Below are 22583 nucleotides of genomic sequence, written 5' to 3'. Positions count from 1 at the left end.
GGCCCGGTATGCTGGGGCGGTTGTTCGCGCCGGGTGTGCTGGTGCGGGCACGTTGACCGTTGTCTTCCATCATCCGTCTCAGTAGGAGTCTCCGTGGCTGCCACCTGCGATGTCTGCGGCAAGGGCCCGGGCTTCGGCAACTCGATCTCGCACTCGCACCGCCGGACCCCGCGTCGCTGGAACCCGAACATCCAGACCGTGCGGACGGTCGTCGGGGGCACCCCCAAGCGGCTGAACGTCTGCACCTCGTGCCTCAAGGCCGGCAAGGTCGCGCGCCGCTGACGCTTGCCTGAACGACCATGAACCGCTCCCCTGGTGGGGGGCGGTTCGTTGTCGTTCGGTGGCTTCTTTCGCGTTGATTTGTTTCCGCGTTGGCTGGGCTCGCGTTGGCTCTGTTCTGCCGCGTTCCGCCTGCCCCCTGCTGCTTCCATTGTCGGGGGCGCGGGAGGCCGCCTCAAGCGGACCTCTGCTTGGGCGCTTCGCGCGACGGAGGACCGCTTGACCCGGCCGCCCGCGCCCCCGTGAAAGCAGCGTCAGGGGGCCGGCCGGAAATGGGCCCGGCTTGCAGCTCTGCTGGAGTTCGGCTCCGCTGGCCGCTGACTGGCCGTAGGTGGGGTTTCGGCTACCGACTCCGCTGCTGGTCCCGGTTCGCTAGCCGCCTCTGGCCGCGTCGGGTTCGGCCACCGGCTCCGCTCCGGGTCGCCGTCCGCTGGCCTCTCTCCGGGCCATGATCATCCAGGTTTCGGGGCGTGATAGCACCACAGAACCTGGACGATCATGGCGCGAAAGCCGACCGAGGGAAGCGGCGCGAGTTCACCGCGGCGCTGCTCGAGTCGCGTCGGGTGGCCCGTGGTAGGTAGACCCCTCCCGGCCCGGGTGGGGCCCACCCTACGGGCGGGCACCGACAACGTCGCGCCACGCTGGCGCGCCCTGCCGGCCTGCCGCCAGGCCAAGCGGCGTCGTTGAGGGTGGAGAAATCGGAGATCCGGCGGACCGGGAACCCCGATTTCTCCACGATCGGCCAGTCGATGGTCAGGGGCCGGCGAAGTGGTCGTGGCCGCCGGGCGCGGCGTACTCCGCACCGTCGACGGTCACGCCGGAGCCGGCGGCCACAGCGCCGATGACGGTCCACCGCTCGGGCAGTTCGGTCCCGGCGGGGAACGTCGCCACGAGGGCGTTGTCGTCGCCGCCGGTGAGGACCCAGGTGAGCGGATCGGCGCCCAGGGCTGAGGCGACCTCGCGCAGCGGCGCGGCCACCTCCAGGAGAGCAGGATCGACGTCGATGGAGACGGAGCTGGCGTCGGCCACGTGGCCCAGGTCGCCCAGCAGGCCGTCGCTCACGTCGCACATGGCGGTGGCGCCGAGAGCAGCCGCCTCCACACCCGCGCCGTATGGGACCTGGGGCCGCCGGTGCGCCTCGACCACCAGGCGCGGCGTGCGGAACCCGCGGCTCAGCACCTGGTAGCCGGCCTCGGCCCAGCCGAGCCGCCCGCACACCGCGACGACGTCGCCGGGGCGGGCGCCGGATCGGGTGACGGGCGCGGCGCCGCCCAGGGTGCCGAGCGCCGTCACCGAGACGACGACCAGCGGCGAGCGTACGACGTCGCCCCCGACGACGGAGGCGCCGACCAGGGCGGCCTCCTCGCCCAGACCGGCGGAGAGCGCGACCGCCCAGGACGCCGGGAGGTCGGCCGGCAGGCCCAGCCCGACGACCAGAGAGGTGGGCCGGGCGCCCATCGCCTCGATGTCGGACAGGTTCTGCGCGGCCGCCTTGTGACCGACGTCGGCGGGGTCGGACCAGTCGCGGCGGAAGTGCCGGTTCTCCACCAGGAGATCGGTCGTCACCACGACGCGGCCGTCGGGCGCCGCGACCACGGCGGAGTCGTCGCCGGGGCCGAGGAGGACGTCCGGGCCCTGCGGCAGCCGTGCGGTCACGGCGCCGATGAGGCCGAACTCTCCCAGCTCGCCAACGCTGTCGGGCATTCTCTGCGCTCCCTCTTCTCCCGCACGTTTCCTCGACCAGGTAGGTTGACCCCTTCGCACACAACACGCGTGGGAGGGCAAACCCGTGGTCGTACAGGCTTACATCCTGATCCAGACCGAGGTGGGCAAGGCCGCCGAGGTCGCCCGGAAGATCTCCGAGATCGACGGCGTCACGCTCGCCGAGGACGTCACCGGCCCGTACGACGTCATCGTGCGGGCCGAGGCCGGCAACGTCGACGATCTGGGGAAGCTCGTGGTCGCCCGCGTGCAGACGGTCGACGGCATCACCCGCACGCTCACGTGCCCAGTCGTCCATATCTGACGCCGGCCGTCATCCTCCTCGCGACGGTGCTGGCCGGCTGCGGGTTCGGCGCCGTCGACGTCACGCCGCACGAGCCCGAGCCCGGCAGCGCGGACGTCTGCGCCGCCCTCCAGGACGCCCTCCCCGACACCGTCGACGACGCGATCGAGCGTGACGTCGACCCGTCCTCGGAGTACGTGGCCGCATGGGGTCAGCCGGCGATCGTGCTGCGCTGCGGCGTCGCGATGCCCGCCTCCTACCGCCCGGACGCCCAGCTGTTCGACGTCGACGGCGTCGGCTGGCTGGCCGACGAGGGCGAGGGCGGCACCTTCTTCACCGCCGTCGACCGGGAGGTGCTGATCGAGGTCGCCGTGCCCGACGACTACGCGCCTGAGGCGAACGTGCTGACCGACCTCGCGACGGCGATCCTCGACACCGACCCGGAGCGCGGCCTGCGCTAGCGTCGGACGATGCCCACCACCCTGACGACGGACCGTCTCACCCTGCGCCCGATGGAGCCCCGCGACGCCGACGCGTTCGCCGACCTGAACGCCGACCCCGCCGTCATGGAGCACTTCACCACCGGCCCGCTGGACCGCGCCGGGTCCGACCGGCTGCTCGCCGTCATCCGCGAACGCCACCTGCGCGACGGGTTCGGCCTGGCCGCCGTCGAGCGGCGCGAGGACGGCGCGTTCCTCGGCTTCACCGGCATCAGCAGCCACCGCTGGTACCCCGACGACGTCGAGATCGGCTGGCGGCTCGCGGCGCACGCGTGGGGGCACGGCTACGCCACCGAGGCCGCGACGGCGTGGATGGAGCACGCGTTCGGCGAGCTGGGCCTGCCGCGGCTGATCTCCATCACCATCCCGGCCAACACGAGGTCGATCGCCGTCATGCGCCGCCTCGGCTTCACGCTCTGGGAAGAGGCGACGCACGAGGGCCTGGACGTCGTCGTGTACGCGCGCAAGGCGGCCTAGCGCAGACCGGTGGGACGGCGCAGGGCGGTGTCGACGAGGCGGTCGACCAGCGACGGGTAGTCGATGCCGGTCTTCGCCCACAGCTGCGGGAACATCGACGTCGGGGTGAAGCCCGGCATCGTGTTCAGCTCGTTCACCACGAGCGAGCCGTCGTCGCGGAGGAAGAAGTCGACGCGGGCGAGGCTCTCGCAGGACAGCGCCTGGAACGCCTCGATGGACATCCGCCGGACCCGCTCGGCGACCTCGGCCGGGAGGTCGGCGGGGATGTCGAGCGACACGTCGTCGCCGGGCAGGTACTTGGCCTCGAAGTCGTACAGCTCGTGCCCCGCGCCGAGGCGGATCTCGCCGACGACGCTCGCCTCGGGCTCGCCGCCGCCCTGGCCCTCGAGCACGCCGCACTCGACCTCGCGGCCGGTGACGGCCTCCTCGATCAGCACCTTGGGGTCGTGCTCGCGGGCGGCGAGGACCGCGGCCTCCAGCTCGGCGGCGTCGCGGGCCTTGCTGACGCCCATGCTCGACCCGGCGCGAGCCGGCTTGACGAACACCGGGTAGCCGAACGCCTCGGCCTCGGCGATGACGCGGTCGCGCTGCGGCTCCCACGCCGACGGGCGCACCAGGACGTGCCGGGTGACGGGCAGCCCGGCGCCGGCCAGCAGCAGCTTCATGACGTGTTTGTCCATGCCGACGGCGGAGGCCAGCACGCCGGACCCGACGTAGCGGACGTCGGCCAGCTCGAGCAGCCCCTGGATGGTGCCGTCCTCGCCGTACGGGCCGTGCAGCAGCGGGAACACGACGTCGACGGTGCCCAGCGCGTGCGGCACTTCGCCCGGCGACTGCACCGCCAGCTCGCCCCGTCCGGGCAGCACGACGGTGCCGCCCTCGTCGTCGACCGTCGGCATGGTGCTGCCGTGGATGGCCAGGCGCTCCGGATCGGCCGTGGTCAGAACCCAGCGGCCGGACGTCGTGATGCCGATCGGCAGCACCTCGTAGCGGCGCGGGTCGAGCGCGGCCAGCACGCCCCCGGCCGTGACGCACGAGATCTCGTGCTCGGAGCTTCGGCCGCCGAAGACGACGGCGACCCTGATGCGACGGTCCTGCGAGTAGTTCACCGCGCCGACCCTACCGTCCTCAATGCCCGTGTCGTTCGGGCTTGGCCGACCGGGACAGCAGCGAGCCCACCATCTCGGCCGGTGTGAGCTCGCCCCGGACCACCCCGGTGACGTGCTGGACGATCGGCATGTCGACGCCGTGGCGGCCGGCGAGGTCGAGGATCGACTCGCACGACTTGACCCCCTCGGCGACCTGCCGGGTGCCGGCGACGATCTCGGCGACGGTGCTGCCGCGGCCCAGCTGCTCGCCGAACGAGCGGTTGCGCGACAGCGGCGACATGCAGGTGGCGGCGAGGTCGCCGAGCCCGGCCAGTCCGGAGAACGTGTAGGCGTCGGCGCCGAGCGCGGCGCCCAGCCGCGCGGTCTCGGCCAGCCCGCGGGTGATGACGCTGGCGCGGGCGTTGTCGCCGAAGCCGAGCCCGGCGGCGATGCCGACGGCCAGCGCGATGACGTTCTTCACCGCGCCGCCCAGCTCGGCCCCGACGAGGTCGTGGTTGGTGTACGGGCGGAAGTGCGGCGAGTGGCAGGCCCGCTGGATGGCCTTCGCGAGGTCGTCGTCGGCGGCCGCGACGACGCTGGCGGCGGGCTGGCGCTGGGCGATCTCGCGGGCGAGGTTGGGACCGGAGACGGCGGCGATGCGGCCCGGTCCGGCGCCGGTGACGTCGTCGATGACCTCGCTCATGCGCTTCGCCGTGCCGAGCTCGACCCCCTTCATCAGGCTGACCAGCGCCGCGGACGACGGCAGCGCCGGCGCCCAGGTCGAGAGGTTGTCGCGCAGCGACTGCGACGGCACCGCCAGCACGACGAGGTCGGTGCCGTGCGCGGCCTCGGCGGGGTCGTGGGTGGCCCGGATCGCCGGCGGCAGCCCGACGCCGGGCAGGTAGTCGGGGTTCGTGTGGGTGGCGTTGATGGCGTCGCACAGCTCCGGGCGGCGGCCCCAGATGGTGACGTCGGCGCCGGCGTCGGCGAGCACGAGCGCGAAGGCCGTCCCCCACGAGCCGGCCCCGAAGACGGCGGCGCGGGTCACGGCTGCTCCTCCGGCTGCTCTTCCTGGGGCCGCTGCTTCGGGTCGCCGACCGGCGGCAGCCCGACCGCCTTGGGGTCGAACCGCTCGGCCGGCGCGACCTCGCCGCGGATCTGCGCCAGCTGCGCGGTGATGGCCGCCATGATGCGGTCGGTGGCGATGCGCAGGACGGTGGAGTCGACCGGCCGGCCGCGCAGGTCGTCGAGCGGGATCGGCGGACCGGCGATGACGGACATCGTCTTGCGCGGCAGCAGCCGGATGCGCTTGGAGTACGGCGCCAGCACGTGGTTGGCGCCCCACTGCGCGACCGGGATGACGTCGCAGCCGGTCTCCAGCGCGACCCGCGCGGCGCCGGTCTTGCCGACCATCGGCCAGAGGTCGGGGTCGCGCGAGATGGTGCCCTCGGGGTAGATCGCGACCAGCTCACCGGCCTTGACGGCGGCGACGGCGGCGCGGTACGCCTGCGAGGCATCGCGCGACTCGCGGTAGACCGGGATCTGCCCGGCGGCCGTGATGAGCCGCCCGAACACCGGCACGCGGAACACGCCGGACTTCGCGAGGTACCGGGTGGCGCGGCCGTTGTCCCACAGGAAGTGCGCGAACGACAGCGGGTCGAAGTGCGAGATGTGGTTGCCCGCGACGATCACCCCGGTGCCGCCCGGCGGAATGTTCTCGCCGCCGCGCCAGTTCTGCCGGGTGAAGGCCATGAGGAACGGACGGATCAGGGTTGCGATGAACTTGAACGCGAACCCCACCCCGGCCGGCCCGTTCGCACTCGGTCCCGCCACGTACCTCTCCCTCCGCCCACGTGAATGCCCGCAGACAGTGTCGCTCCACGGAGGTGTGCGAGTCGAACCGGCCACCGGCGCGCCGCACGAGCCGATGGGTCAGACTGGATCCCGATGACGACACCACAGCGCTGGACGATCGTGATCCCCGTCAAGCGACCCGAGCACGCCAAGACCCGACTCGCCGACGCCGTCGGCGAGCATCGCCCGCGGTTCGCCCGGGCGTTCGCCGCCGACACCGTCCAGGCCGCCCTCGACGCCCCGCCGGTGGCGCGCGTCATCGTCGTCACCGACGACGACGAGGCGGCCGCCGAGGCCGTGGTGCTCGGGGCCGAGGTCGTGGCCGACACGCCCGACGCGGGGCTGAACGCGGCGCTGCGGCACGGCGCGACGGTGGCGCGCGCCGACGACGTCGCGGCGGCCGTGGCGACGCTTTCGGCCGACCTCCCGGCTCTGCGCCCGGCCGAGCTGACGCGCGTGCTCGACGCGGCCGCGGCGCACCCGCGGTCGTTCCTCGCCGACGCCGCGGGCATCGGCACCACCAGCTACGCCGCCGGCCCGGGCGCCGCGTTCGAGCCGGCCTTCGGCGGCCGGTCGCGGGCCGCGCACCGGCTGGCCGGCGTCGTCGAGCTGGACCTCGACGACGTCACGACGGTTCGCCGCGACGTCGACACCGCCGTCGACCTCTGGGACGCCCGCCGCCTCGGTGTGGGGCCGCGGACGGCCGCGTTGCTGGCCGAGCTGGACGTCGCGCTCTGAGGCCGGACGGAGGTCCGGACGGCGGCGAGCCGGGCGGGGCCTGGTGGCCGCCGCCCGGCTCGGGTGCTGCTCGGGTGCCGCTGTTCAGGTGCGCGTCGACGGCGGCGTGGTGGTGCCCGGCGCCGACGTGGTGGCCGGAGTGACCGGCGTGGCGGCCGCCCGCTTGGCGGGGGTCGCCGTGGTCTTCTTGGCGGCCGTGGCGGCGCCGGCGGCCGGTGCCGCGGTCTTCTTCGCCGCCGAGGTCGTGCGGGCCGCCGTCTTCTTGGCGGTCGTGGTCTTGCGGGCGGTCGTGGTCTTCTTCGCCGCCGCCGTCGTCTTCTTGGCAGCCGTCGCGGTCGTCGTCTTCTTCGCCGCCGCCGTCGTCTTCTTGGCAGCCGTCGCGGTCGTCGTCTTCTTCGCCGCGGGGGCCGTCGTCTTCTTCGCGGCAGCCGTCGCCGTCGTGGCCTTCTTCGCGGCCGGGGCCGTCGTCTTCTTCGCGGCCGCCGTCGCCGTGGTGGCCTTCTTCGCGGCCGGGGCCGTCGTCTTCTTCGCGGCGGTCGTCTTGCGCGCGGCCGGGGCGGCCGTCTTCTTCGCCGCCGTCGTGGTCCTGCGGGCCGGTCCGGCCGCCTTCTTCGGCGCCGCCGGCCGGCTGGCCGGCACCTTGCGCGCCGTCGACGCCGCCTTCTTCGCCGGGGCCTTCGCAGGCGCCTTCGCGGCCGGCGCCGCGTCGTCCTTGTCGCCGCGGACGGCGTCGGCCACCTGCTTGGCGGCGCCCGACACCGAACGCGTCGCCGACTCGGCCACCGCGGCGGCCTGGGCCGGCACCAGCGACAGTGACTCGCGGACGCGTGTGCTCGCCTTCTTCACGCCCGCGACGACGTCCTGCAGCTCGTCGGCCGGGCTGAACGTGGCCACCGTGCGCTTCTTGGCCTTCTTCTTGTTCTTGGCGCTCTTGTCCTTGTCGCGGTCGAAGACGCCGAGCCCCTTGACGGCGACCTTCTCGCCCGCGGCCAGCGAACGCTGGATGCCCTCGACGACGGAGTCGAGAGCGTGCTGCGCCACCTCGCGGTTGCCGTCGAAACCGTCGGCAATGCGGTCGATCAGTTTCTTCTTCCCCACCGTTGCTCCTCAGCCGTCTCGCCCGGCGGGCGAGTTCATCTCACCCACCATAGACGGCTGAGGGCAGCGGATCAGGGATATCAGACCAGCGTGCGCGGCTTGTGCGACGCGCGGGCCGCCTCGAAGTCGTCGATGGCGTCGGTGTGGCGCAACGTGAGGCCGATGTCGTCGAGCCCCTCCATCAGCCGCCAGCGGGTGTAGTCGTCGACCTGCATGGGCGCGACGATCTCGCCACAGGTGACGACGCGCTGGTCGAGGTCGACGGTCACCTCGGTGCCGGGCGCGTTCTCGAGCGCCTTCCAGATCAGCTCGACGTCGTCCTGGCTGAGCTGGCCGGTGAGCAGCCCCTGCTTGCCGGAGTTGCCGCGGAAGATGTCGGCGAACCGCGACGACAGCACCGCCTTGAAGCCGTAGTCCTTGAGCGCCCAGACGGCGTGCTCGCGCGACGACCCGGTGCCGAAGTCGGGACCGGCGACGAGCACCGAGCCGGCCGCGAACGCCGGGTTGTTCAGCACGAACGTGTCGTCGCCGCGCCACGCCGCGAACAGGCCGTCCTCGAACCCGGTGCGGGTGACCCGCTTGAGGTACACCGCCGGGATGATCTGGTCGGTGTCGACGTTGCTGCGCCGCAGCGGGACACCGACGCCGGTGTGCCGGATGAACTTCTCCATGACCTGTCTCCTACGACGCCGGCTCGAGGTCGGCCGGCGACGACAGCGTGCCGCGCACGCTCGTCGCCGCGGCCACCAGCGGGCTGACCAGATGGGTGCGGCCGCCCTTGCCCTGGCGGCCCTCGAAGTTGCGGTTGGACGTGGACGCGCTGCGCTCGCCGGGCGCCAGCTGGTCGGGGTTCATGCCCAGACACATCGAACAGCCGGCGTGCCGCCACTCGGCGCCGAACTCGGTGAAGACCTGGTCCAGGCCCTCCTCCTCGGCCTGCAGCCGGACCTTCGCCGACCCGGGCACGACGAGCACGCGGACGGTGTCGGCCTTCTTGCGGCCCTTGACGACGGCGGCCGCGGCGCGCAGGTCCTCGATGCGGCCGTTGGTGCACGACCCGATGAACACGGTGTCGACGGCGATGTCGCGCAGCGGCGTGCCGGCCTCGAGCGCCATGTACTCCAGCGCCCGCCGGGCGGCGGCCTTCTCGGACTCGTCGGCGAAGCTGTCGGGGTCGGGGACGGATGCCGACAGCGGCAGCCCCTGCCCCGGGTTGGTCCCCCACGTGACGAACGGCTCGAGCGCGTCGGCGTCGATCGTCACCTCGGCGTCGAACACGGCGTCGTCGTCGGTGTAGAGCGTTCGCCAGTACTCCAGCGCGGCGTCCCACTCCTTGCCCTGCGGCGCGTGCGGGCGGCCGTCGATGTAGGCGAACGTGGTGTCGTCGGGCGCGATCATGCCGGCGCGGGCGCCGGCCTCGATGGACATGTTGCAGATCGTCATGCGCGCTTCCATCGACAGCGCGCGGACGGCCTCGCCGCGGTACTCGAGGACGTAGCCCTGACCGCCGCCGGTGCCGATCTTGGCGATGACCGCGAGGATGATGTCCTTCGCGGTCACGCCCGGCTTCAGCGTTCCCTCGACATTGATCGCCATCGTCTTGAACGGCCGCAGCGGCAGCGTCTGGGTGGCGAGCACGTGCTCGACCTCAGAGGTGCCGATGCCGAACGCCAGCGCGCCGAACGCCCCGTGCGTCGACGTGTGAGAGTCGCCGCAGACCACCGTCAGACCCGGCTGCGTCAGGCCCAGCTGCGGGCCGACGACGTGCACGATGCCCTGCTCGACGTCACCCAGCGAGTGGATGCGCACGCCGAACTCCTCGCAGTTCTTCCGCAGCGTCTCGATCTGCGTGCGGCTGGTGAGGTCGGCGATCGGCTTGTCGATGTCGAGCGTCGGGGTGTTGTGGTCCTCGGTGGCCAGCGTGAGGTCCGGACGGCGGACCGGGCGGCCGGCCAGTCGCAGGCCGTCGAAGGCTTGCGGACTGGTCACTTCGTGGACAAGATGAAGATCGATGTAGAGGAGGTCAGGCTCACCCTCGGCTCGACGCACGACATGCGCGTCCCACACCTTCTCCGCCAGGGTCTTGCCCATCACCTGCTCCGTTCGTCGGTCTGATCTCGGTGGATACACACCACTTGCGATCTCGCATGTTGAGATGGCAATATCGAGTCATGGACAACTCTAGCGGAGTCGGCGTTCTAGACAAGGCGGCGCTCGTCTTGTCCGCCCTCGAGGCGGGCCCGGCCACCCTCGCCAACCTGGTGGCCTCCACCGGACTCGCCCGGCCGACGGCCCACCGTCTCGCCGTAGCGCTGGAGCACCACCGGCTCGTCTCCCGCGACCTCCACGGCCGCTTCGTCCTGGGGCCGCGCCTCGGCGAGCTGGCCACCGCCGCGGGCGAGGACCGCCTGCTGGCCGCCGCCGGCCCCGTCCTGGCCAGGCTGCGCGAGGCCACCGGCGAGAGCACGCAGCTCTTCCGCCGTCAGGGCGACCAACGCATCTGCGTCGCCGCCGCCGAGCGCCCCAGCGGCCTGCGCGACACCATCCCCGTCGGCGCCACCGTCACCATGCTGGCCGGGTCGGCGGCCCAGGTGCTGCTGGCCTGGGAAGAGCCCGAGCGCATGCACCGCGGCCTGCAGGGGGCGCGTTTCACCGCCACCATGCTGGCCGCCGTCCGCCGTCGCGGCTGGGCGCAGAGCGTCGGCGAGCGCGAGCCGGGCGTCGCGTCGGTGTCGGCGCCCATCCGCTCCTCCAGCGGCCGCGTCGTCGCCGCCGTCTCCGTCTCCGGGCCGATCGAGCGGCTCACCCGGCAGCCGGGGCGGGTGCACGCGCCCGCGGTACTCGCCGCCGCCGAGCACCTCACCGGCGTGCTGCGAAGCGCCGAGGACGGCTGACGGCGACGGCCGCGGCCGCCGTCACCGCGGCCGCGGCGACCAGCGCGGCGCTCACCCACAGCGGGGCCCGGTGGCCCGCCGTCAGCGCGGCGCCGGCCAGCCACGGGCCCGCCGCGGCACCGGCGTTCATGGCCGCCGTCGCGTAGGCGCCGGCCAGCCGCGGCGCGCCCGTCGCCGCCTGGACGGCCCGCGCGATCAGCGCCGACCCGACGGCGAACGACAGCGTCCCCTGCACGGCCAGCAGCACCAGCAGGACCGGCGGCCGGTGCGCCAGCAGCGCCGTCAGCACCCAGCCGGCCAGCAGCGCCGTCGTGAGGGCGGCCAGCGTGCGCCGTGAGCCGGGCCGGTCGGCCACCCGGCCGCCGATCGTCACCCCGGCGAACGACCCGAGCCCGAACAGCGCCAGCGCCGGCGGCACCCAGCCGTCGCCGAGCCGCGCGACCTCGGTGACCACCGGCGCGACGTAGGTGAACGCGCCGAACGTGGCGGCGTTGACGAGCGCGCCGAGCAGCAGGACCAGCCGGAGCCGGGGCCGGCGCAGCACCGCCAGCTCGGCCCAGGCGCCGGCCGGCGCCGGCTGCTCCGCGGGTGCGCGCGGCACGGCGCGGACGATGGCCACGAGCGCGGGCACGCACACGGCGGCCACCGCCCAGAACGGCGCGCGCCAGCCCCACACCTGGCCGAGCAGCGCACCGCCCGGCACCCCCGCGATGCAGGCGACCGTCACGCCGCCCAGCAGCACCGAGATCGCCCGCCCGGTGTTCCGCGGCCCCGCCATCGCTGCGGCCGTCCCCAGCGCGACGGCCAAGAACCCGGCGTTCGCCACCGCCGCGACCACGCGCGTCGCGACCAGCACCGCGTAGCTGCCGGTCGTCGCGGCCACGACGTGCGCGACGAGGAAGGCGGACAGGAAGGCGAGCAGCGCCGACCGCGGCGACCACCGGCGGCTGAGCAGCGCCATCGCCGGCGCGCCCACCACCATGCCCACGGCGTAGGCGGACGTCAGCGAGCCGGCGGCCGCGACGGACACGGACAGGCCGGCGGCGATCTCCGGCACCAGGCCGGCCAGCATGAACTCGGACGTGCCCTGGGCGAACACGGCCAGGGCGAGCAGATAGACGACGACGGACATGACGGACTCCACGAGACCCGGAACGGTGATGGACGCGTCTGGCCGGAGTGCGGTGGGGTCCGCGCGAGCGCATGCGGGCAGCGTCGAGCCACGCCACCGGTCGGCCGGTGGCGGCTAGGGAGTGTCTGACGGATCTTGGTCTTTGTTCGGTCCAAGATGCTGGGTGTGGTTGAGCGGCGGGTGTTGTCGGATGAGGCGTGGTCGTGGTTGGAGCCGCGGCTGCCGGACCGGACGCCTCGGCGGGGTGGGCGGTGGCGTGATCACCGGCAGGTGATCGAGGCGATCGCGTGGAAGTTCCGGACCGGGGCAGCGTGGCGGGAGATCCCGCAGGGGCGGTTCGGGCCGTGGCAGACCGCGTATGAGCGGCTCAATCGGTGGAGTTCGGATGGCACGTGGGCGCGGTTGCTGGCCGCGGCGCAGGCCGATGCTGATGCTCGGGGCGAGTTGGATTGGCTGGTCGCGGTGGACTCCTCGCTGGTGCGGGTGCACCAGCACGGGGCGTCGGCTCGGCGTGTGGGTGGCAACGCCGCGACCGTGTCCGGGCCCGCACCGGCGCCGGACGCGGGGGGCAGGACCGAATGACAGGTGTTCGCGTGGCGATCACCCCGTCGCCGCGGTGGTGGCCGAGCCGGCCGATCATGCGATCGGCCGGTCCCGGGGCGGGCTGACCACCAAGATCCATGCACTCGTCGACGGGCGGGGCCGGCCGCTGGTGCTGCACCTGACGGCGGGCAACGTCAACGACACCACCCAGTTCCCGCAGCTCATGGCCGGATTACGGGTGGCCAGGCCCGCAGGCGGGCGGCCACGCACCCGGCCGGACTACGTGCTGGCCGACAAGGGCTACAGCTCGCGCGCGAACCGGGAACTGCTCCGTCGCCGCAACATCGCCCACACCATTCCAGAACCGGCCGATCAGCAGGCCAACCGACGCCGCCGCGGCTCAGCCGGCGGGCGCCCGGTCGGGTTCGACAAGACCCTCTACCGGCGACGCAACGTCGTCGAACGCGGCTTCTGCCAGCTCAAACACTGGCGCGGCCTGGCCAGTCGCTACGACAAGCACGCCCGCAACTACCTTGGTGCACTCCACCTCGCCGCGCTACTCACCTGGCTCCCATGATCCGTCAGACACTCCCTAGCGGGACGCTTCCGGGCTGCGCACGGCCGCGAGCCTACGGTGCCGGCGGGGCCATACGCGAGGGGTTTTCGCGGCGCCCTGCCGCGGCCTACTCGAAGGGCGCCGGGTCGAGCAGCCCCGGCGCCCGCCCGCCGCGCAGCACCAGGACGCGGCCGAGATCGTCGGACCCGGCGAGCTGCAGCACCGCCGCCGCAACGCTCTCAGGCGGCACGAACGGTGGTGTCCGGGCGCGTTGCGCCGGTGGCATGGCGGCCAGTGCGGCGTGCGCGCGGCAGGCCGATCCAGCCCGGCACCAGGCAGTTGACCCGCACCCCGAACCGTTCCCGTAACCCGGCGACCGCGGCGGTGAACCGGATCAGGCCCGCCTTCGCCGCCCCGTACTCCGGCGACCCGTACGGCGACAGCTCCAGCCCCGCCCCCGACGCCACGTTCACGACCGCACCACCGCCGGCCGCCCGCAGCGGCCCCAGCGCGGCCTGCGTCAACCGCATCGGCGCGCCCAGGTTGAGCTCGAGTACGCGGCCCCACTCGCCAGGCGCGGCGTCCGGGAACCGCCGCCCCGCGGCCTCAGCGGCGTCGTCGGCGCACACGTCGACGACGAGCGGCGTGGCGCGCCCACCGGCCGCTTCGACCTCGGCCACCGTGGCGGCGCACCGCCCGCCGTCGACATCGGCGACCAGGACGACGGCACCGCGTCCCGCCAGCGCCGACACGACAGCCCGGCCGACGCCGGCAGCACCGCCGGTGACGACGGCCACCCGGTCGCGAAGCTCCACCGGTCCGACGCTAGCCGGACCCTCCCACAGACTCCGGCGCCGGGCGCAGCGCCGCCCAGCTGGCGTCGTCGGCCCAGGGGGAGCCGGGGTCGACGTACGGGCGGAGGAGGCCGGCGAGCTCGGGGTCGTGGGCTCCGGCCAGCTCGTCCTCGGCGATGCGCCGGGCCACGCCGGCGAGGAAGTCGGCGACCTGCACGCGCGGCTCGGTGATCGAGTCGGCGAAGCGCAGCCCGGCCAGCCGCCCGTTCAGGGCGCTCAGCCCGGCGACGCGCTCCGGCGTCAGGATGCGCTGCTCGTCGTGCAGCACCCGGACCGGCCGGCCGCCGGCGCTCCAGTGCTCGACGACGCGGGCGAAGGCGGGCAGGAGGGGGTCCAGCGACGGGACCGCGCCGGGCCCGCGGTCGAGCGCGTCGCGCAGGTCCGCGGCCCGCTGCCGCCCGGCCAGCAGGGCGGCCACGACGTCGCCGGCCGCGCCCGCGTCCGCCCGCAGCGCCGACACCGCGACGGTGAACGCCGCCGCCGGGTCGTCCGGCGCCGGCCGCCGCCCGGCCGCGCGCAGGAGGTCGTTCGACGCCGTCAGGAACGCGGTCCAGCGCTGCGGCCCGAAGGCGCGCCGCCCGGCCCGGTACAGCGCGGCCGCGTCGGTCTCGGAACCGTCCGCCACCGCCGCCACCACCCGCGTGACCAGCAGGAACGGCTTGTCGACGAGGTGGACGTGGGCGCGTCCGGCAATGGGTCCGTCAGCGCCGAGGAACCACGCCAGCGCGGCCCGGTGCTTGCTGCGCAGCAGGTGGTTGGCCTTGTACTCGACGGCGGGCGAGCGGATGCGGGCGCGCAGCTCGGCCACGCAGGCGGCGGCCGCGGCGGCGTCGACGCGGACGCTGCCGTAGCCGAAGACGTCGGTGTTGCCGCCGGCGAGCCGCTCTCCCTCGGAGCCGGACTCGTCGCAGGCGATCTCGACCGCCGCGGAGCCGTCCATGCGCACCGATCCTCCGCCGTCAGGGCGCGAGGCACAAACCCGTTACCGTCTCCCGAGCACGGCGACGGCGGCGACCGGCACCAGGAGCAGCGTCAACGCGCCCGACAACACGAGGCCGCCGGTGACCCCGGCGAGCTCGATCAGCGGCCCGCCGGCCAGCAGCCCGAGCGGCGCGGCGACCGTCGCGCCGGTGGTCCAGAGCGTGACGACCGGCTGGTGCTCGTCGGGCGCCAGCCCGGACTGCACGAAGCTGTACACGACCGGCGTGAACGGCGCCCACACCAGGCCGCCGAGGCCGAACACGATCATCGCGGCGGTGAGGTCCTCGGTGACGGAGAGCGCGATCGGGCACAGCCCCCACAGCGCGACGATCGCGACGAGGAGGTGCCGCTGCGGCAGGTTGCGCAGCTGGTTCACGAGGGCGGCGCCGACGAACGCGCCGACGCCCAGCGCGCCCCACAACAGGCCCAGCGCGGACGCCCCGGCGTCGAGCGTCCCGCGGACGTACAGCGGCAGCGCCACCTCGATCGGCATGTAGAGGAAGTTGAAGAAGAACACGACGACCAGCAGCCGCGCGGCGACCGGCCGGCGACGCAGGATCCGCCAGCCCGACTCCCCCGCGACCAGCCGGCGCCGCGGGCCCACGTCCCTCGGCGCCGACAGCAGGACGGCGGCCAGCAGGACCAGCGCCCCGGCGGCGTCGGCCAGCAGCGCCACCCCAGCGCCCGCGGACGCGACGACGATGCCGCCCAGCACCGGCCCGACGACGTACAGCGCGACGGACGTGTTCAGGCCGAGCAGCCCGTTGACGGCGAACCGGCCCTCGTCGCCGGCCATCGACGTGGCCAGCAGGCGGCGGCTGCTCGACCCGGCCAGCCGGAACAGCGAGCCCACGAGCAGCCCGCCGATCAGCACCGGCAGCGTCAGCCGGTCCGTCACCGCCAGCACGCCGAGCACCGTGAACGTCGCCGCCCGCAGCACGCAGTCGGCGAGCAGCAGCGTCCGCGGCGACACCCCGGCCCGGCCCAGCCCGATGACCGACGCGAGGATCGTCGACAGCACGAACGGCGCTGCCGCGACCAGCCCAATGGCGACGGCGCGCGGCACGTCGCCATGGATCGACAGCGTCTGCACCGGCATCGCCACCAGCAGCATGCCGGTGCCGGCGCCGGCCAGCAGGTCGCCGGCGAGCAGCCCGGCCACGCCGCGGTCGCGCAGGACCTCGCGGTAGGACCGGTTGGCCGGCCGGTTCAGGATGCCTGGTTGATGCGGATGACGTTGCCCGACGGATCGCGGAACGCGCAGTCGCGCACGCCGTACGGCTGGTCGGTCGGCTCTTGCAGCACCTCGGCGCCGCTGGCCTGCAGGCGGTCGAAGACGCCGTCGAGGTCGGGGGTGGCCAGGGTGAGCGCGCCGTAGGTGCCCTTGGCGATGAGCTCGAGGATGGTGCGGCGCTCGTCGTCGGTGATGCCCGGGTCGGCGGCCGGCGGGTGCAGGACGACGGACGTGCCCGGCTGGTTCGGCGGCCCGACGGTGAGCCAGCGCATGCCTTCGTAGCCGACGTCCATGCGCAGCTCGAAGCCGAGGACGTCGCGGTAGAACGCGAGCGCGGCGTCGGGGTCGGTCTGCGGCAGGAACGTGTTGTGGATGGTGATGTCCATGGACGTCACGCTAGTTGGGCCGCGTCGGCCGGCGCTTCTCGTTTCCTGATCGGCCGGGTGACCTGTTTGGTGATGCACGACGGCATCTCCGGCGCAGGCTGGGCGGTGCGGGCACGGTAGGCGCTGGGCGGGATGCCGACCAGCTCGGTGAACCGGGTGCTGAACGTGCCCAGCGACTGGCAGCCGACGGCGAAGCACACTTCGGTGACGCTGAGGTCGCCGCGCCGCAGCAGCATCATCGCCCGCTCGATGCGCCGCGTCATGAGGTACGAGTACGGCGACTCGCCGTAGGCCCGCTTGAACTCGCGGCTGAGGTGGCCGGCGGACATGTTCGCGCCCCGGGCCAGCGCCTCGACGTCGAGCGGCTGGGCGTACTCGCGGTCGATGCGGTCGCGGACGCGCCGCAGCCGGGCGAGGTCGCGCAGCCGCTGAACGTCGTCCGTGGCGCTGGTCACCCTCAGAATCCTGCCACGACTGGCCCGGGTCGGCCAGCGGCCGCGCCGCCCCTGATCCATCGAATTGATCTTGATGGCTGAACCGAGTAAGATCAACTACATGTTCGATAAAACGCTGCTGACTGCGCCTTCGCCCGGTGCGGCGGCCGACTGCGCGCCGCCGCGCGAGCCGTGCGCCGGCGGCGAGGCGGGGCCGTTGCTGGCGGCCGTCCTGGCGGCGTTCGATCCCGGCGCGGCCGAGGCGTACGACCTCGTCGAGGCCGCCGCCCGGTGGGCACGTCTGGCCGCCTGGGTCGCCGCGAGCGAGGCGGCCACGCTGGCGGAGCTGGCGTCGCGCCCGCAGATGCGGCCGGACGCCGCCGGCTACCGGTCGCTCAACCCGGTCACGAACACGGCGGTGGAGATCGCCGGACGTTGTCAGGTCACCGCCCGGCAGGCCGAGCACCAGGTCGGCCACGCGCTCCAGCTGGTGCACGACTTCCCCGCCACCCATGCTGCCCTGTCGGCGGGGGCCATCGATCTGCGCCGGGCGCGGGTCATCACCGACGAACTCGGCGGCCAGGACCCCGACGTCCGGCGCCGGGTCGAGTCCGCGGTGCTCCCCGACGCGCCGGGGCTCGACGCGGTCGCGCTGCGCAAGCTGGTCATCCGGCTGCTGCATCAGCTCGCTCCGGCCGAGACCGGCCAACGCCACCTGGAGGCGAGGGAGGGTCGCTACGCCGCTGTCACTCCGGCGGCCGAGGGAATGGCCTTCCTCGAGGCGCTCCTGTCGGCCGAAGACGCCACGGCCCTCGCCACCGCCCTGAACTCCGCCGCGGCCGACGCCAAACGCGCCGACGCCGCCCTCGGCGCACCGGCCCGCAGCCACGACCAGCGCCGCGCCGACGCCCTCGCCGAGCTCGCCTGGACTGCGCTCGCCGCCTGCAACGCCAGCCCCACCGCACGCCCGTCCGGCGACCGCGGCGTTGGCGACGGCGACCGCACCGGCGACACTCGCGACCACGACCGCACCTCCTGCCCGGGCGCACGCACCGCTCACGCCACCTCCCTGGGCGCACGCCCCACTCACGCCACCTCCCCGGGCGCACGCACCGCTCACGCCACCTCCCCGGGCGCACGCACCACTCACGCCACCTCCCTGGGCGCACGCCCCGCTCGCGTCGCCGGCGACCGCAGCGACGGCGACGGCGACGGCGACCACGCTGCCGGCCGCGTCATGCGCGCGCCCGTGGCCCACGGCGCGGCAAGCCCGACCGCACCCAGCGGCGCCTCCCGCGCCGCCATCCGGGGCACGGCGCGGCGGCGTCCCGTCGTCGTCCAGGTCACGGTGCCCTTCAGCACGCTGATCGGCCTCGACGACCACCCCGGCGAGCTCGACGGCTACGGGCACATCACCGCGGCCATCGCCCGCGAGCTCGCCGCCGCCGGGGTCTGGACCTGGCTGCGCACCGAGCCCGGCACGGGGCAGCTCCTCGACCACGGCCGCGCCAGATACCGGCCCACGGCGGCGCTCGCCGACTTCATCGTCGCCCGCGACCGCACCTGCCGCGCGCCCGGATGCCACCGCTCCGCACGAGCCTGCGACGTCGACCACGCCGTGCCGTTCGAGACCGGCGGGCCCACCAGTCCGGCCAACTGCCACGCACTCTGCACCACGCACCACCTGCTCAAACACCATGGCGGCTGGTCGGTCACCCGACATCGCGACGGGTCCACCCGATGGCGCAGCCCGACCGGCCACCACTACATCCGCGCGCCGGAACGCATCGGTGCGGCCACCAGATCCGCGGCACCGCCGGGGTGAGGTCCGCTCCGGCGCCGCGTGGGCGATGCGCATCCCGGCGGCCGCCGGGGTGAGCCTCACCGCGACTGGTCGCGCGGCAGGGCGGCCAGTTCGGTCCGGTTGGCGACCTGCAGTTTCGCGTACACGTGCGCCAGGTGGGTCTTGACGGTGCCGCGGCTCATGAACAGCCGTGCGCCGATCTCCGGGTTGGACAGTCCCTGGACGGCGAGGTCGACGACGGAACGTTCGGCGGGCGTGAGGCTGGCCCAGCCATGGTCCGGACGACGGCGTGGGCCGCGGGCGCGCATCGCGTAGGCGACGGCGTCGGCGAGCGGCAGGGCGCGGCCCCGTTCGACGGACGACGGGTCGACAGCGGCTGCGGCCGTGGCGTCCGGGAGCACCGGTCCGCCGGGCAGCCCCGCCGCCTCCCGGGCCCGCTCGGCCGCTCCGGCCAGCACGCCGGCCGCCTCGGCGGCTCCCCGCGCGGCCAGCAGCGCCGCCAGCGCGCCGAGACTGTCGATGCAGCCGAGGACGAGGTCGTGCTCGGCGCGCAGCCGCAGCGCCTCGTGCTGCAGCCGCAACGCGGCATCACCGCCCGCCCGCACCCCAGCCTCACCACCCGCCCGCACCCCGGCCTCACCGCCCGCCCGCACCCCGGCCTCACCACCCGCCCGCACCCCGGCCTCACCACCCGCCCGCACCCCGGCCTCACCACCCGCCCGCACCCCGGCCTCACCACCCGCCCGCACCCCGGCCTCACCACCCGCCCGCACCCCGGCCTCACCACCCGCCCGCACCCCGGCCTCACCACCCGCCCGCACCCCGGCCTCACCGCCCGCCAACAGCGCCTGCTCGGCGAGCAGGTCGGCGCGGATCCGCGGCCGGTCCCGGACGGCGTCGTCGGCGGCCAGGCCGGCGAGCAGGGCAGACGCCTCGGCCGCCGCGGACGCCGAACCGGCGGCCCGCAGCGCCGCCGCCAGCACCAGCCGGCTCTCCGGCAGCAGCAGTTCCTCCCGCGGATCGGGCAGCCACCGCAGCTCGCGGCGGCTCCACTCGACGGCGTCGGCGGGCCGGCCCTGCCGCCATGCGACGAGCGCGTGCGCCCGCTCCCACCCGGGCAGGTACGGCGGCGGCTCGGCGCCGGCGGCGATCTCGTCGACCGGGGCCAGGACGGCGGCCGCGTCGTCCGGGCGGCCCTGCAGGGTGCGCAGCTCGGCCAGCCTGGTGGCGGCGATGGCGATGCGGTGGACGTCGTGCAGCGGCTGGGCGATCTCGACGGCGCGCTCGGCCAGCTCGGCGGCCCGGGTGACGTCGCCGAGTTGGGCGGTGGCGGAGGCGAGCCAGCTCAGCGCCGACGACGCCGTGGCGCGGTCGCCGCGGGCGAGCAGCCCGGCGACCGCCGGTTCGAGCTCGGCGACGGCGTCGCGGTGCTGGTCGCGGAGCAGGTGGACGAGGCCGATCAGCGCCTGCGACGCGTCGGCGACGAACCCGGCGCCGGCCGCCACCGCATCGTCGCGGGCGCGGACCGCCTCGGCCCGGGCCCGGCCGAGGTCGCCGCCGACCCAGCCGATCGCCACCAGCGACCGCGCCAGCGCCGCCGTCGCCGGGTCGGCGGGCAGCTCCAGCGCCTCGTGCGCCGCGCGGTACCCGTCGCCGCCCGGCACGGCGGTGTCGGCCACCACCGCGAGCGCCGTCAGCACCCGCGCCTGCAACGGCGTCCGCTCACCGGCCCCGCGCTCGGCGGCGCGCCGCAGCAGCGTCAGCCCTTCGGCGCCGCGCGACTCCAGGTGCCACAGCCACGCCAGGCCGGCCGCCAGCCGCCGCCCGGCGGTCAGCCGCTCCCCGGCGGTCAGCCGCTCCCCGGCGGTCCCGTCGTCGCCGCCCAGTCCCCACTCGGCGGCCGCCCGCAGGTTCGGGTACTCGGCGCCGGCGGCCGCACGCCAGGCGTCGCGGTCGGTCTCCAGCAGCGGCGCCAGCGCGTCCACCCGCTCCAGGCACCAGGAGAGGTGACGGTCACCGACGGCGGCCGCCTCGCCCGCCTCGTCCAGCCGGGCCCGCGCGTACGCCCGGACGACGCCGAGCAGGCGGTACCGCGCCACCGGCCCGGTCGCGTCGGCGACCACCAGCGAGGTGTCGATCAGCCCGCGCAGCGCCTTCAGCGCCACCGGCGCGGGCAGCCCGGCCACGGCGACGACGGCGTCGGCGGCGAACCCGGGCTCGAACACGGCCAGCCGCCGGAACAGCACCCGCTCGTCGTCGTCGAGCAGGGAGTGGCTCCACCGCATCGACGCCTCGAGCGTCCGTTGCCGGAACGCCGCCGTCCGCGCGCCGCCGTCGAGCAGCGCGTACGGGTCGGACAGCGAGTCGGCGATCTGCGCCGGCGTCAGCGTGCCGGCCCAGCCGGCGGCCAGCTCCAGCGCGAGCGGCAGCCGGTCCAGCCGGTCGCAGACCCGGCGCGCGCCCGCCACGGCCGCGGGGTCGCCGGTCGCGCCGGCGCGGTCGAGGAACAGCTCCAGCGCGTCGGCGAGATCCAGCGGCGGCACCCGATGGACCTGCTCCCCCGCGACGCCGAGCGACGCCCGTCCGGTGGCCAGCAACGCGACGTCGGGGCAGCGCGCCAGCACCGCTCCGGCCAGCGCGGCGACCTCGGCGGCGACGTGCTCGCAGTTGTCCAGCGCCAGCACCAGCCGCCGTCCGCGCAGCGCGTGCGCCAGCGCCCCCGCGCGGTCCGGCCCGTCCGGCAACGCCAGGTCCAGCCGGTCCGCGACCCGCGCGACCACGCCGTCGCCGGTGCCGTCCGGCACGTCCTCCAGACCGGCCCACACGACCTCCGGCCAGTCGCCGGCGAGGGCCCGGCAGACGCGGACCGCCAGCCGGGTCTTCCCGCACCCGCCCGGCCCGGCCAGCGTGAGCAGCCGGCCCGCGCGGACGTCGGCAGCGGCGGCGGCCAGCTCGCCGGCCCGGCCGACGAACGACGACAGCTCGGGCGGCAGGTGGCGGACGTCGGACATCACCCAGGAGTGTCGCATCAGATCGGCCAGGTGGCAGATGTTCCGGGCGCCGGACGGCGACAGGATCGATCCATCAGCCCGACACCGAATCGGAGGAACCGATCATGACCGAGACCAGCACCCGCCGCGTCGTCGCCAACCTGTCGCTCTCGCTGGACGGCCGCTACTACGGCCCCGGCGGCGAGTACGACATGAGCTGGGTGGCGCCGCACGCGCTCACCGACTCGCAGCGCGACCAGTCGGTCCGGATGACCACCACCGCGACGACGATCCTGCTCGGCCGGAAGAACTACCAGGGCTTCGGCGGCTTCTGGCCGTCCGTCGCGCAGGACGAGAACGCCGAGCCGCGCGACCGCGCGCTGGCCCGCTGGCTGGACGCCGTCGAGAAGGTGGTGTTCTCGACGACGCTGACCGAGACGCCGTGGCAGAACTCCCGGCTGGCCGAGCACGACCCGGTCACGGAGGTGCGTGCCATTCGCACCCAGCCCGGTGGCGACATCGTCATCCAGAACAGCGTGAGCCTCATCCGCACGCTGCTCGACGCCGGCGAGGTGGACCGCATGACGCTGAACCTCTGCCCCGAGCTGGTGGGCGGCGGCGCCCGGCTGTTCGAGGACGGCGTCCCGCGCAGCTCGTGGTCGCTGGGCGACCTGGCGACGTCGGAGTCGGGCGCCATCTGCCTCACCTACGACCGCGTGCGCTGATAGCGTCGGGG

At 74.7% G+C, this 22583-nt stretch carries 24 protein-coding genes; 9 read left to right on the top strand and 15 right to left on the bottom strand.

The window, feature by feature from the left end:
* Window positions 1-93 precede the first annotated feature (93 nt).
* The gene (rpmB, locus tag BLU82_RS07645; protein ID WP_046771409.1) at window positions 94-282 is read left to right on the top strand and encodes a 50S ribosomal protein L28; all 189 of its coding nucleotides are present in this window, start codon (window positions 94-96) and stop codon (window positions 280-282) included.
* Window positions 283-1032: 750 nt separating this feature from the next.
* Here rpmB and BLU82_RS07640 read toward each other — a convergent pair.
* Window positions 1033-1983 carry a thiamine-phosphate kinase gene (locus tag BLU82_RS07640; RefSeq protein WP_092617954.1) on the bottom strand — a complete coding sequence of 317 codons (951 nt, stop codon included), beginning with the start codon at window positions 1981-1983 and terminating at the stop codon, window positions 1033-1035.
* An 85-nt stretch (window positions 1984-2068) separates the two neighbouring features.
* Between BLU82_RS07640 and BLU82_RS07635 the strand changes: the two genes are divergently transcribed.
* The 3 genes from BLU82_RS07635 to BLU82_RS07625 are packed head-to-tail and all read left to right on the top strand — an operon-like array spanning window position 2069 to window position 3261.
* Window positions 2069-2305, top strand: a complete 237-nt coding sequence (locus tag BLU82_RS07635) for an Lrp/AsnC family transcriptional regulator (RefSeq protein WP_069113992.1) — start codon at window positions 2069-2071, stop codon at window positions 2303-2305.
* Window positions 2284-2745: a DUF3515 domain-containing protein gene (locus tag BLU82_RS07630; protein ID WP_092617953.1), complete on the top strand. Its 462-nt coding sequence runs from the start codon at window positions 2284-2286 to the stop codon at window positions 2743-2745. The genes BLU82_RS07635 and BLU82_RS07630 overlap by 22 nt, the downstream gene beginning before the upstream one ends.
* 9 nt (window positions 2746-2754) lie before the next feature.
* Entirely contained in the window at window positions 2755-3261 is a 507-nt protein-coding gene (locus BLU82_RS07625; RefSeq protein ID WP_092617952.1) for a GNAT family N-acetyltransferase, read from the top strand.
* On the opposite strand, the gene BLU82_RS07620 is transcribed toward BLU82_RS07625, so the two are convergent.
* From BLU82_RS07620 to BLU82_RS07610, 3 genes are read right to left on the bottom strand one after another with little or no spacing between them, the layout of a single operon-like run.
* Complete coding sequence (locus BLU82_RS07620) at window positions 3258-4370, bottom strand: D-alanine--D-alanine ligase family protein (protein WP_092617951.1); 1113 nt, start codon at window positions 4368-4370, stop codon at window positions 3258-3260. The two genes, BLU82_RS07625 and BLU82_RS07620, sit on opposite strands and share 4 nt — an antisense overlap.
* 19 nt (window positions 4371-4389) lie before the next feature.
* Entirely contained in the window at window positions 4390-5397 is a 1008-nt protein-coding gene (locus BLU82_RS07615) for an NAD(P)H-dependent glycerol-3-phosphate dehydrogenase (protein WP_092617950.1), read from the bottom strand.
* On the bottom strand, window positions 5394-6182 hold the full coding sequence (locus BLU82_RS07610; RefSeq protein ID WP_197682796.1) for a 1-acyl-sn-glycerol-3-phosphate acyltransferase: 789 nt from the start codon (window positions 6180-6182) through the stop codon (window positions 5394-5396). The genes BLU82_RS07615 and BLU82_RS07610 overlap by 4 nt, the downstream gene beginning before the upstream one ends.
* A 114-nt stretch (window positions 6183-6296) precedes the next feature.
* Here BLU82_RS07610 and cofC point away from each other — a divergent pair, with 114 nt between their 5' ends.
* Complete coding sequence (gene cofC, locus BLU82_RS07605; protein WP_092617949.1) at window positions 6297-6941, top strand: 2-phospho-L-lactate guanylyltransferase; 645 nt, start codon at window positions 6297-6299, stop codon at window positions 6939-6941.
* 84 nt (window positions 6942-7025) lie between these two features.
* Here the strand turns inward: cofC and BLU82_RS07600 are convergent, their stop codons facing one another.
* The 3 genes from BLU82_RS07600 to leuC form a co-directional block, all read right to left on the bottom strand.
* Complete coding sequence (locus BLU82_RS07600) at window positions 7026-8039, bottom strand: HU family DNA-binding protein (RefSeq protein WP_092617948.1); 1014 nt, start codon at window positions 8037-8039, stop codon at window positions 7026-7028.
* Between the two features lie 80 nt (window positions 8040-8119).
* Window positions 8120-8710 carry a 3-isopropylmalate dehydratase small subunit gene (gene leuD, locus BLU82_RS07595; RefSeq protein ID WP_092617946.1) on the bottom strand — a complete coding sequence of 197 codons (591 nt, stop codon included), beginning with the start codon at window positions 8708-8710 and terminating at the stop codon, window positions 8120-8122.
* A gap of 10 nt (window positions 8711-8720) precedes the next feature.
* Window positions 8721-10130, bottom strand: coding sequence for a 3-isopropylmalate dehydratase large subunit (gene leuC, locus BLU82_RS07590; protein ID WP_092617943.1), 1410 nt, complete (start codon window positions 10128-10130; stop codon window positions 8721-8723).
* A gap of 80 nt (window positions 10131-10210) precedes the next feature.
* Between leuC and BLU82_RS07585 the strand changes: the two genes are divergently transcribed.
* Window positions 10211-10933 carry an IclR family transcriptional regulator gene (locus tag BLU82_RS07585; RefSeq protein WP_046771421.1) on the top strand — a complete coding sequence of 241 codons (723 nt, stop codon included), beginning with the start codon at window positions 10211-10213 and terminating at the stop codon, window positions 10931-10933.
* Here BLU82_RS07585 and BLU82_RS07580 read toward each other — a convergent pair.
* Window positions 10899-12065 carry a Cmx/CmrA family chloramphenicol efflux MFS transporter gene (locus BLU82_RS07580; RefSeq protein WP_092625573.1) on the bottom strand — a complete coding sequence of 389 codons (1167 nt, stop codon included), beginning with the start codon at window positions 12063-12065 and terminating at the stop codon, window positions 10899-10901. The genes BLU82_RS07585 and BLU82_RS07580 overlap by 35 nt on opposite strands.
* A 156-nt stretch (window positions 12066-12221) precedes the next feature.
* Here BLU82_RS07580 and BLU82_RS36270 point away from each other — a divergent pair.
* Window positions 12222-13185, top strand: a protein-coding gene (locus BLU82_RS36270; protein WP_370246194.1) for an IS5 family transposase whose coding sequence is annotated in 2 segments (ribosomal slippage) — window positions 12222-12598 and window positions 12597-13185 — 966 coding nt in all. Because the reading frame shifts where the segments join, the coding sequence is not laid out codon by codon here.
* A 106-nt stretch (window positions 13186-13291) separates the two neighbouring features.
* Here the strand turns inward: BLU82_RS36270 and BLU82_RS35925 are convergent.
* Genes BLU82_RS35925 through BLU82_RS07550 form a run of 6 tightly spaced genes read right to left on the bottom strand, consistent with a single transcriptional unit; the run spans window position 13292 to window position 17074 of the window.
* Complete coding sequence (locus tag BLU82_RS35925) at window positions 13292-13414, bottom strand: hypothetical protein (protein ID WP_255367102.1); 123 nt, start codon at window positions 13412-13414, stop codon at window positions 13292-13294.
* Complete coding sequence (locus tag BLU82_RS07570; protein WP_092617940.1) at window positions 13404-13979, bottom strand: SDR family NAD(P)-dependent oxidoreductase; 576 nt, start codon at window positions 13977-13979, stop codon at window positions 13404-13406. The genes BLU82_RS35925 and BLU82_RS07570 overlap by 11 nt, the downstream gene beginning before the upstream one ends.
* 10 nt (window positions 13980-13989) lie before the next feature.
* The gene (locus tag BLU82_RS07565) at window positions 13990-14958 is read right to left on the bottom strand and encodes a DUF3800 domain-containing protein (RefSeq protein ID WP_092617937.1); all 969 of its coding nucleotides are present in this window, start codon (window positions 14956-14958) and stop codon (window positions 13990-13992) included.
* Between the two features lie 42 nt (window positions 14959-15000).
* The gene (locus BLU82_RS07560; protein WP_197682795.1) at window positions 15001-16161 is read right to left on the bottom strand and encodes an MFS transporter; all 1161 of its coding nucleotides are present in this window, start codon (window positions 16159-16161) and stop codon (window positions 15001-15003) included.
* A 47-nt stretch (window positions 16162-16208) separates the two neighbouring features.
* The gene (locus BLU82_RS07555; protein ID WP_069114061.1) at window positions 16209-16619 is read right to left on the bottom strand and encodes a VOC family protein; all 411 of its coding nucleotides are present in this window, start codon (window positions 16617-16619) and stop codon (window positions 16209-16211) included.
* A 5-nt stretch (window positions 16620-16624) separates the two neighbouring features.
* Window positions 16625-17074, bottom strand: coding sequence for a helix-turn-helix transcriptional regulator (locus BLU82_RS07550; protein WP_092617934.1), 450 nt, complete (start codon window positions 17072-17074; stop codon window positions 16625-16627).
* A 73-nt stretch (window positions 17075-17147) separates the two neighbouring features.
* Between BLU82_RS07550 and BLU82_RS07545 the strand changes: the two genes are divergently transcribed.
* Complete coding sequence (locus BLU82_RS07545; RefSeq protein WP_092617931.1) at window positions 17148-18878, top strand: HNH endonuclease signature motif containing protein; 1731 nt, start codon at window positions 17148-17150, stop codon at window positions 18876-18878.
* A 56-nt stretch (window positions 18879-18934) separates the two neighbouring features.
* On the opposite strand, the gene BLU82_RS36130 is transcribed toward BLU82_RS07545, so the two are convergent.
* Window positions 18935-21868 carry a LuxR C-terminal-related transcriptional regulator gene (locus tag BLU82_RS36130; RefSeq protein WP_304440727.1) on the bottom strand — a complete coding sequence of 978 codons (2934 nt, stop codon included), beginning with the start codon at window positions 21866-21868 and terminating at the stop codon, window positions 18935-18937.
* A gap of 104 nt (window positions 21869-21972) precedes the next feature.
* Between BLU82_RS36130 and BLU82_RS07530 the strand changes: the two genes are divergently transcribed.
* Window positions 21973-22572: a dihydrofolate reductase family protein gene (locus BLU82_RS07530; RefSeq protein ID WP_092617928.1), complete on the top strand. Its 600-nt coding sequence runs from the start codon at window positions 21973-21975 to the stop codon at window positions 22570-22572.
* The last annotated feature ends 11 nt before the right edge of the window (window positions 22573-22583 follow it).

This window comes from Jiangella sp. DSM 45060 (assembly GCF_900105175.1).
Taxonomy (GTDB): Bacteria; Actinomycetota; Actinomycetes; order Jiangellales; family Jiangellaceae; genus Jiangella.
This window is presented reverse-complemented; position numbering and strand designations above follow the sequence as displayed.

Excerpts from the sequence above, each read along its gene's own strand:
- cofC (WP_092617949.1), top strand. The coding sequence starts at position 6,297 with ATGACGACACCACAGCGCTGGACGATCGTGATCCCCGTCAAGCGACCC.
- BLU82_RS07585 (WP_046771421.1), top strand. The coding sequence starts at position 10,211 with ATGGACAACTCTAGCGGAGTCGGCGTTCTAGACAAGGCGGCGCTCGTC.
- BLU82_RS07625 (WP_092617952.1), top strand. The coding sequence starts at position 2,755 with ATGCCCACCACCCTGACGACGGACCGTCTCACCCTGCGCCCGATGGAG.
- BLU82_RS07545 (WP_092617931.1), top strand. The coding sequence starts at position 17,148 with ATGGCTGAACCGAGTAAGATCAACTACATGTTCGATAAAACGCTGCTG.
- BLU82_RS07530 (WP_092617928.1), top strand. The coding sequence starts at position 21,973 with ATGACCGAGACCAGCACCCGCCGCGTCGTCGCCAACCTGTCGCTCTCG.
- BLU82_RS07565 (WP_092617937.1), bottom strand. The coding sequence starts at position 14,958 with ATGGACGGCTCCGCGGCGGTCGAGATCGCCTGCGACGAGTCCGGCTCC.
- leuC (WP_092617943.1), bottom strand. The coding sequence starts at position 10,130 with ATGGGCAAGACCCTGGCGGAGAAGGTGTGGGACGCGCATGTCGTGCGT.
- BLU82_RS36130 (WP_304440727.1), bottom strand. The coding sequence starts at position 21,868 with ATGTCCGACGTCCGCCACCTGCCGCCCGAGCTGTCGTCGTTCGTCGGC.
- leuD (WP_092617946.1), bottom strand. The coding sequence starts at position 8,710 with ATGGAGAAGTTCATCCGGCACACCGGCGTCGGTGTCCCGCTGCGGCGC.
- BLU82_RS07640 (WP_092617954.1), bottom strand. The coding sequence starts at position 1,983 with ATGCCCGACAGCGTTGGCGAGCTGGGAGAGTTCGGCCTCATCGGCGCC.
- BLU82_RS07555 (WP_069114061.1), bottom strand. The coding sequence starts at position 16,619 with ATGGACATCACCATCCACAACACGTTCCTGCCGCAGACCGACCCCGAC.
- BLU82_RS07580 (WP_092625573.1), bottom strand. The coding sequence starts at position 12,065 with ATGTCCGTCGTCGTCTATCTGCTCGCCCTGGCCGTGTTCGCCCAGGGC.